Origin of the sequence: Alteromonas sp. MmMcT2-2, from assembly GCF_022348305.1 — a bacterium.
Classification (GTDB): domain Bacteria; phylum Pseudomonadota; class Gammaproteobacteria; order Enterobacterales; family Alteromonadaceae; genus Alteromonas; species Alteromonas macleodii.
On record NZ_JAKRFA010000108.1, the window covers coordinates 1 to 1,635 of the forward strand.

The following is a 1,635-nucleotide window of genomic DNA, read 5'->3' on the forward strand; positions in this document are numbered from 1 at the left end:
CGGCGTTTTTCAAGGTAGTTGTCGCCTGAGCTGTTAAGCTGCTTCTTTTTTATTCTCCGGATTTAGCTCTACGCTTCCGATCTTATCCCAGTTTCTGGTTTCACCAGACCAACGACTTGGATTTCTCACTTTTGCCTCGGCATATAACTCAGTGCGCTTTGCCAGTATCTGTTGGTCTTCACCTTTGTGTCGCTGCTCTGGGGTAACGAATCTTATGCGGCTATGGCGATGTTCGGTGTTATACCAGCGGACAAAATCTCGCACCCAGGCTCGCGCTTCCTCCAGCGACTTAAAGCCTTCACTCGGCCATCTATGGCAGTATTTGACTGTGCGGAACAGAGATTCTGAGTAAGGGTTGTCATTACTGACACCGGGTCGGCTACGTGAGCCGATAACGCCCATTTCAATCATCTTAGCTTGCATGGTCAGGCTCTTCATCGGACTGCCATTATCAGAATGTAAGATTATCTCTTCATTCACGCATTTCTCAGACCATAGCGTGCGTTCTAATAGGTTAGCGGCATGCTCACCAGACTCGCAATCATACACTTCCCATCCCACAACTTTACGGCTAAAAATATCCATTATCATGTACAGATAAAAGAACCGACCAATAACTGTAGAGGGGCAGTACGATATATCCCAGGTCCACACTTCACAGGGTCCCGTAGCCGTAAATCCATCAGGTTTTGCCAGTGTACCTTTGGGTTTTGCTTTGCCTCTGTGGCTAAGCTGATTATTGGCTTTCAATATACGGTAAAAGCTGGATTCCGAACCCAGATAAACTCCCTCATCGGCCAACATGGGCACAATCTGACTGGGCGGTAAACTGGCAAACCGCTCTTCATTGCAGATATCCAAAATGGCTTGTTGTTCTACCTCAGTTAGTTTATTAGCAGGTGTCGGCCTGACCGCCTCCGGGCGTTTATCTGCTCGAATCCCATCCGCATCACGCCAGCGTTGTAACGTGCGCAGGGATAAGCCGATGATGTCACAGGCTTTGTGTTTTCTGGCACCCGAGCTAACGGCTTCGTCAACCAGTGAAACATAGTATTGCCTATCTGAGAACGTGGTTAATTGTCCTCGTCTTCCCCCCAGTAGGCATTTAACTTTTTTCTGAGCACCAGTAGCGCAGCAGTTTCGGCTAAAGCTGCGTCTTTGCGTTTTAGCTCTTTTTCCAGCTCTTTAATGCGCTTCTTATCCGCTTTGCGTTCCTGGGCCTGCTGTTTACGTTTATCCGCCTCGGATTGATTACCGGAGATGCAACTTTGTTTCCATTGCTGGATTTGCTCCGGGAAAAGGCCCTTTTTCCGGCAGTATTCACTTACCTCAACTTCCGACATGGCAGCAGTCTCTATCACCGCAGAAAACTTCTGCTCTGCGGTCCAATTCTCTGGCGTATTACTTTTCGTCAAACTGAAATCGGCCTCTGTATACTTGTCCCGCCAACCATACAACGTAGACAGGCTAATACCTTCTCTTTGCGCAAACTGGCGTAATGATAAACCGCTTTCAATCAACTTACTAACCACTGCCTTTTTATGTTCTTCTGGATAATGTCTCACTCATGCCTAACTTCCGCACCCTGTCTAATACTATGAAAAACTGAGGCGACAACTATCCTGACACAGGGGG

Annotated in this window: 1 protein-coding gene; it reads right to left on the reverse strand. The window is 47.7% G+C overall.

Going from position 1 to position 1,635, the window contains the following annotated elements:
• Positions 1 to 33: 33 nt before the first annotated feature.
• A protein-coding gene (locus MHM99_RS21030) for an IS3 family transposase (protein ID WP_232380321.1) occupies positions 34 to 1,565 on the reverse strand; the annotation gives its coding sequence in 2 pieces (ribosomal slippage) (positions 34 to 1,118 and positions 1,118 to 1,565; 1,533 coding nt in all).
• Positions 1,566 to 1,635 lie beyond the last annotated feature (70 nt).